Origin of the sequence: Pelomonas margarita, from assembly GCF_043555875.1 — a bacterium.
Classification (GTDB): domain Bacteria; phylum Pseudomonadota; class Gammaproteobacteria; order Burkholderiales; family Burkholderiaceae_C; genus Pelomonas; species Pelomonas margarita.
The window spans coordinates 43412-50328 of the sequence record NZ_JBIGHW010000019.1; the positions used below are offsets into that span (position 1 = coordinate 43412).

Annotated in this window: 5 protein-coding genes; 3 read left to right on the plus strand and 2 right to left on the minus strand. The window is 68.9% G+C overall.

Annotation, left to right across the window (positions count from 1 at the left end):
* Window positions 1-142: 142 nt before the first annotated feature.
* Both ACG0Z3_RS21720 and ACG0Z3_RS21725 read right to left on the minus strand, forming a co-directional pair.
* A complete protein-coding gene (locus tag ACG0Z3_RS21720; RefSeq protein ID WP_394401754.1) occupies window positions 143-724 on the minus strand; it encodes an ORF6N domain-containing protein in 582 nt (193 codons plus the stop codon).
* A complete protein-coding gene (locus ACG0Z3_RS21725) occupies window positions 721-1143 on the minus strand; it encodes a helix-turn-helix transcriptional regulator (RefSeq protein WP_394401757.1) in 423 nt (140 codons plus the stop codon). Before ACG0Z3_RS21725 ends, ACG0Z3_RS21720 begins: the two co-directional genes overlap by 4 nt.
* 135 nt (window positions 1144-1278) lie before the next feature.
* Here ACG0Z3_RS21725 and ACG0Z3_RS21730 point away from each other — a divergent pair, with 135 nt between their 5' ends.
* The 3 genes from ACG0Z3_RS21730 to ACG0Z3_RS21740 all read left to right on the plus strand — a co-directional run bounded on the left by ACG0Z3_RS21730 (window position 1279) and on the right by ACG0Z3_RS21740 (window position 6300).
* Entirely contained in the window at window positions 1279-4380 is a 3102-nt protein-coding gene (locus ACG0Z3_RS21730; RefSeq protein ID WP_394401759.1) for a CHC2 zinc finger domain-containing protein, read from the plus strand.
* Between the two features lies 1 nt (window position 4381).
* Entirely contained in the window at window positions 4382-5518 is a 1137-nt protein-coding gene (gene xerC, locus ACG0Z3_RS21735; RefSeq protein ID WP_394401762.1) for a site-specific tyrosine recombinase XerC, read from the plus strand.
* Window positions 5519-6090: 572 nt separating this feature from the next.
* Window positions 6091-6300: a DUF7706 family protein gene (locus tag ACG0Z3_RS21740; protein WP_394401764.1), complete on the plus strand. Its 210-nt coding sequence runs from the start codon at window positions 6091-6093 to the stop codon at window positions 6298-6300.
* Window positions 6301-6917: the final 617 nt, after the last annotated feature.

The following is a 6917-nucleotide window of genomic DNA, read 5'->3' on the forward strand; positions in this document are numbered from 1 at the left end:
TGCAGTTCACCCCATCGCGGCGGTGGCCGTGAAAATCTATAGAACAACAAAAACACCCCAGCCACCCCACTTCAGCCGCTGAAGGCTGGGGGTGATGCTGGAGCGTTGGGGACGCTCAGGCTGGCGGGCGCGCGGGGCCGCTTCAGCGCTTGGTGGCCTTGTCCTCGGGCGTGACGAAGCCGATGGGCCGCTTGGGTGGATCGGGCGGCGTCATGAGTTCGCGCAGCGCGTCGAAAACCTGCTTGAGCTGCGCGCGCGTGTTGCGGCTGAAAGTGTCGTGGTTCATCGCCAGCGCCTCGGTCTTGTCTTCGAGTTCGGCCAGGCGCTGGGCCAGATCACCATGCGTCGCGGCGAGCTGGCGCACCCGCACGAAGGTGCGCATGATCTCGATATTGACCGCGATGGCGCGTGGGCTGCCAAGCACCGAGGACAGCATCGCCACGCCCTGCTCGGTGAAGGCATAGGGCGCGGTGCGCCGGCCGCCACGGCCGGGCGCCTGGCCGCTGGCGTTTGAGGTCACAGACTGTGACCTCAAAGCCGCGAACTCCTCGGCCGAGAGCTGGAACATGAAGTCGTCGGGAAAGCGCGAGAGGTTGCGCTTGACCGCCTGCACCAGCACCTTGGTGGCCACGCCGTAGAGCTCGGCCAGGTCGGCATCGATCATCACGCGCTGCTCGCGCAGCGTGAGGATGCGGCTGCCGATGAGGGGTTGCAGCGCCGTCATTGGGCTGCGCCCTGGCCGAGCACGTTCTTGAGCATCTCGGCCACGAACTGCTGGCGGCTGCGCGGCAGCTTGGCGATGGCCTCGATGTGCTGCTGCCACTGCGGCATGGGGCCGCGCTTGCCGCCAGCGGTGCCGCGTGCCGCCTTGCCCTGCTGTTCCTCGCCGAAAAGCTCCATCAGCGACACCGACAGCGTGCGCGCCACGGTGGGCAGCGCTGACACCGGAATACGCCGACTGCCGGCCTCGTAGGCCTGCACCGTCTGCTGGGTGACGCCCAGCGCCTGGGCCAGGTCGGTCTGCGTCAGGCCGCGCGCCTTGCGCATCTGGGCGATGCGCTCGCCCATCGCCACAAAGAACAGACGCTCGTCACTGCTGATGGCCATGGCTGCTGAAGGGGAGTCGAGCAAGAAGGAGGCCATGACGATATCCAGTGGTGTTGCGGAATGCTGTTCAACATACAGCGATATGTGGTGCAACGAAATCAAGTTATTTATTGAAGCGCCGATCTGCCGCAAAGCCCCTGTGCGGCACTCGGAAATAGGAGACCGCCCGCCATGCCCCGCATCCCCGACACCGAGCTTGAGCGGCTGAAAACCGAGGTGTCGGTCCAGCGCCTGGTGGAGGCCTCGGGCGTGGCACTGAAGAAGGCCGGCAAGGACTGGATGGGGCGATGCCCCTTGCACGAGGACGAGACGGCCAGCCTGGTGGTGACGCCGGCCAAGAACCTGTGGCATTGCTTCGGCTGCGGCGCGGGCGGCGGCCCCATTGACTGGGTCATGAAGCTGCGCGGCATCTCCTTCCGCCACGCGGTGGAGCAGTTGCGCGAAGGGGTGGCTTCTTCTTCAGCCGCCGATGACGGTGGCACGATGCGAGCCCCCATCAAAGGCACCATCAAAGCCTTGCCCGCGCCGGTGCAGTTCGACGCCGACGACCAGGCGCTGCTGAACCAGACCGTGGGCTACTACCACGAGCGCTTGCTCGGCAATCCCGAGGCGCTGGCCTACCTGGCATCGCGCGGCCTGACCCACCCCGAGCTGGTCGCGCACTTCCAGCTCGGCCTGGCCGACCGGTCCTTGGGCCTGCGCCTGCCCGACAAGACCCGCAAGGCTGGCGCCGACATCCGCGCGCGGCTGCAGCGCATCGGGCTGTACCGCGACAGCGGCCACGAGCACTTCACGGGCTCGCTCATCGTGCCGGTGCTGGACGAGGCCGGCAACGTCGTCGAGGTGTACGGCAGGAAGCTCTTGGACAACCTGCGTGCGGGCACGCCCAAACACCTGTACCTGCCGGCGCGCGAGGGGCGCGGCCGGGGCGTGTTCAACGTGCAGGCGCTCATGGCCAGCAAGGAAGTCATCCTGTGCGAGGCCTTGATCGACGCGCTGACCTTCTGGTGCGCGGGCTACCGCAACGTCACGGCGGCTTACGGCATCGAGGGCTTCACGGCCGAGCACGTCGGCGCCTTCAAGCGCCATGGCACCGAGCGCGTCTTGATCGCCTACGACCGCGACGAAGCCGGCGAGCGCGGTGCGGCCAAGGTTGCTGAAGCCCTGATGGCCGAGGGCATCGAATGCTTCCGCGTGCAGTTCCCCAAGGGCATGGACGCCAACGAGTACGCGCTGAAGGTGCAGCCGGCCTCGAAGTCGCTGGCCCTGCTGATCCGCAGGGCCGTGTGGTTAGGCAAGGGCGCGGCACCGGCACAGCCGATCACACAAGCGGCTGAAGAGCCAAGCCCCGCACCGGCCGAGACCTTGACGCCGGCTCCTTCCTTAGCCGCTGCGGTGCCGGCCGCCGAGACTGAAACGCTGCCGGCCAGCCCGATGCCAACGACGGCGCGCGAGCTGCCCATCGAGGTCAAGGACGGCGAGCACGGCCGCGAGGTCACGCTCACCCTGGGCGAGGGCAAAGAAGCCCGCCGCTACCGCGTGCGCGGCCTGGCCAAGAACCTGGGCGTGGACGTGCTCAAGGTGAACCTGATGGTCAGCCATGGTGACTCGTTCCACGTCGACACGCTGGACCTGTACGCCGCCAAGGCGCGCGGGCACTACGTCAACGCAGCGGCGGCCGAGACCAGCATTGACGAACGCGTCCTCAAGGCCGACCTGGGCCGGCTGCTGCTGGCCATGGAGCAGTTGCAGGACGAGACGATTGCCCAGGCCCTGGCGCCTGAGCCGCAGCCGCAGATGGACGAGGCAGACCAGCAGGCCGCACTCGCGCTGCTCAAGTCGCCCGACCTCATCGAGCGCATCGGGGCTGACTACGCCGCCTGCGGCCTGGTGGGCGAGGCGACGAACAAGCTCGTGGGCTATCTGGCGGCCGTCAGCCGCAAGCTCGACAAACCGCTGGGCGTCGTCATCCAGAGCAGCAGTGCGGCGGGCAAGTCCAGCCTGATGGACGCGGTGCTCGCCTTCGTACCCGAGGAAGACAAGGTCAAGTACAGCGCCATGACCGGGCAAAGCCTGTTCTACATGGGCGAGACCAACCTCAAGCACAAGGCGCTGGCCATCGTTGAAGAGGAAGGCGCCAGCCGCGCCAGCTACGCCTTGAAGCTCTTGCAGAGCGAGGGCGAACTCACCATCGCCAGCACCGGAAAAGACCCCCAGTCCGGCAACCTCATCACCCAGCAATACCGCGTCGAAGGTCCCGTGGCCTTGCTCTTCACGACCACGGCGCGCGACCTGGACGAAGAGCTGATGAACCGGTGTCTCGTGCTGGCCGTCGACGAAGGCCGCGAGCAGACGCGCGCGATCCACGAACGCCAGCGCGCGCGGCGCACGCTCGACGGCCTGCTGGCCAAGCGCCAAAAGACCGACCTCACCACCCTGCACCAGAACGCCCAACGCCTGCTGCGCCCGCTGGACGTGCTCAACCCTTATGCGCAATTCCTGAGCTTCCCCGACCAGACCACCCGGCTGCGCCGCGACCACGAGAAGTACCTCACCCTGATCGACGTGATCGCCTTCGTTCACCAGCATCAGCGCCCGGTGAAGACCGCCGAGCAAGGCGGCCGACGCATCGAGTACATCGAGGCCAGCCTGGCCGACATCGCGCTGGCCAACGCCATAGCCCACGACGTGCTGGGCCGCAGCCTGGACGAGCTGCCGCCGCAGACGCGCAGGCTGTTGACCCTGGTGGACGGCTACGTCGACGCTGAAGTAGCCCGCCAGCAGCTCAAGCGCGCCGATCTGCGCTTCAGCCGGCGGGCACTGCGCGAGGCCATTGCGTGGGGCGACACCCAGCTCAAGCTCCACCTGGCGCGGCTGGCCGAACTCGAATACCTGGTGGCCCACCGCACCCGCACCGGCGGCTTCGAGTACGAGCTGGTCTACGAGGTGGCCGGCGCTGATGGTGATGCTGGCGCCTTGCGCTTCCCTGGCCTGGCCGACATCGAGGCATTGAGACATGCCTACGACGCCACGCGGTCGGGGCAAAACGACCCTCAGTCGGCCCCTGGTCGGGGCGTGGACGGCCCCCGGTCGGTGGACGGTCGGGACGGCGCATCGGCCGAGAGCCCAGTATCCATGCGGGTTGCGCCCGAAGAGGCCGACATTGAGTCTCAAACGCACTGCTCCGTGCCGCCACGCTCGCGCACGTCGTACACGCAGGCCATTCCTTTAGTTGCTGTGGCTGCTGGGGTCTCTGCTGCCGTCGAGGCCTGACATGCCCCGCGCCGGCCAACGCATCAAGACCCGCCGCCCCACTGCGGTCAAGCCCAGCGCCCCGGCGCCCAAGGCCACGGACGCCCTGGCCCACAACCGGCTGACCCGCTACATGGAAGAGCACTTCGAGTGGATGCTCGTCACCGGCTACAGCGCCGACACCGTGCGCGCGCGCCGCCAGGCCATCCGCAAGTTCATCGGCTGGGCCGACGAGCGCGGGCTGGCTGACCCCCGCGAGATCACCAAGCCCATGCTGGAGCGCTACCAGCGCTGGCTCTTCTACTACCGCAAGCCCGACACGCCAGCGGGCCGCAAGGATGCCGGCGCGCCGCTGACGATCAGCATGCAGTACCAGTACCTCGCGCCGCTGAAGACCTGGTTCCGCTGGCTGAGCCGCGAACACCACATCCTGGCCAACCCGGCGGCCGACCTGGACCTGCCGCGCCAACCCAGGCGCCTGCCGCGCTCGGTCCCCAGCGTGCAGGAAGTCGAGGCCATCCTGGCCGAGGCCGACCCCGGCACGGCGCAGGGCCTGCGTGATCGCGCGCTGCTGGAGACCCTCTACGCCGCCGGCCTGCGCCGCATGGAGCTGGCCGGGGCGGCCGTCTACGACGTCGACCTCACGCGCGGCGTGCTGTGGGTGCGTCACGGCAAGGGCAACCGCCAGCGCGTGGTGCCGCTGGGCGAGCGCGCCATGGCCTGGCTGGACAAGTACCTGACCGAGGCGCGGCCCGAGCTGCTGGCCGGGGACACGACGGCGCTGTTCCTCAACGACTACGGCGAGCCCGCGCACGCCGACTTCATCAGCGCCAAGGTCAAGCGCTACATGGCCTTCGCGGGCGTGGAGAAGGTCGGCAGCGCCCACCTGCTGCGCCATGCCTGCGCCACGCACATGCTGGAGGGCGGCGCCGACATCCGCTTCATCCAGGAGATGCTGGGCCACGCCAACATCGAGACGACCGAGATCTACACCCACGTCAGCATCGACAAGCTGATTGCGGTGCACCGGGCGACGCATCCGAGCCGGCTGCAGCGGCACCGGGGCGATCCTGCAGAGCCGGTCAAGGGGCCGAGCTTGGACGAGGCGCGCGAGGCGCTCCTGAGCGCGATTGCGGCCGATGCCGACGACACCGCGTGAGCCGGCATGCCCCGACCTCTTGGCGTCACGGCCCTTGCGAAGGCAAGGCCCGCGCCGTCGGACGCAGCACCAGTCCGCCACGGCCCACAAAGCCAGGCGCTTGCGCGCAGAGCTGGAGGCAGGTCGCGCCCGGCATTGAGCCGGGCGCGACCTGGGCCATCGCGGCGGGGTCAATGGCCTGGCGGCCATCGAACATAACGCGGACTGCCGCCACAGCGCCCGTTCGCTCGCAAGCTCGCTCCTTGGGCACTGCGGCGGCAATCAGCGTTATGTCTTCGCCCCTTCGCGCTGGCCTTCAAGTCAGTTGCGGCCGGCGGGCCGCAAAGGGTTCAGCCAGGCGCCGCGTTGCGGCGCAGTCATGGAAGTCGGCCCCGCCCGGCCACCCGTCCGCCCCCGAGGGGCGCCCCAGCTCCCCCACTGGCTGCCCAGCGTAGCGCCGTGCTCGCCGCGTCAAGGCCAAGCCCTGCGGGCGCGTGCGCAGCACGCGGCCTTGACCCGGCTGCGGCTCGGCGCTGCGTGGGCCAGCCAGCGGGGCTCGCGGTGAGCGCCGGGCAGTCCATCAGGAGTCAGTCATGAACGAGCGCAAGGAGCCCTTCGAGATCTTCACCATCCGCTTCGAGATCGAGTTCGAGCAGGCGTGGGAGTTGGCGCAGTTGCTCAAGCGAATCGGCTGGAGCGAGTGCCGCGCCATGAGCGAAAGCGAGGGGCAGTGCCGGCTGATGCTGGAGGCCATCGAGCAGGTGCGCGAGGGGTTGTGCGCCAAGGGGTTCGACCCGCGCTGAAGCGCGCGAGGTCGACATCGGGCCGGCGCTGCCGCGAGGTGGCGTCGGCCTTCTTCATGGACTCACGGTCCAGTGCGGCCGGTGGCCGCAAGGGCTCAGCCAGGCGCTTCGCGCAGTCCTTGGAGGTTGGCCCCCGCCCACCCGCTGGGGCCGGGCGCTGGCGCGCCCTGGCCCGCGCCTGGGTGGCCCGTCCGCCCCCCGAGGGGGCTCCCTCCACCCGGCGCCAGGCCGCGCCACCGTTCATCGCTGGGCGCGCGGCCAGGCCGCCAAACTCAAGCCGTGCGGGCCGCTGACGCGGCCCGCACCGGCACGGCCGGTGCGCTGAAGAACTCCCGGCCACGTTGAATAACGCCCGCAGCCTCGATGCGGTGCAAGCCGAGGTCTCGCCTTGCACCGCACCGACCAGCGTCTTGAGATCGGAGCGCGTCAAGGGTCCGCTGCACCGCTGCGCGCCCTTGACCCGTTCACCAGCGGGACGCGGCCACGGCCCGGCTTTGTTGCGCAAATCGCCCCGCCGTCAGCCATAGACTGACGGCGTGACAGAGGCAGAAGCGAAGAACAGGAAGCGGACGAAGTACCGCACGACGAACTGGAAGGCGTACAACGAGGCGCTGAAG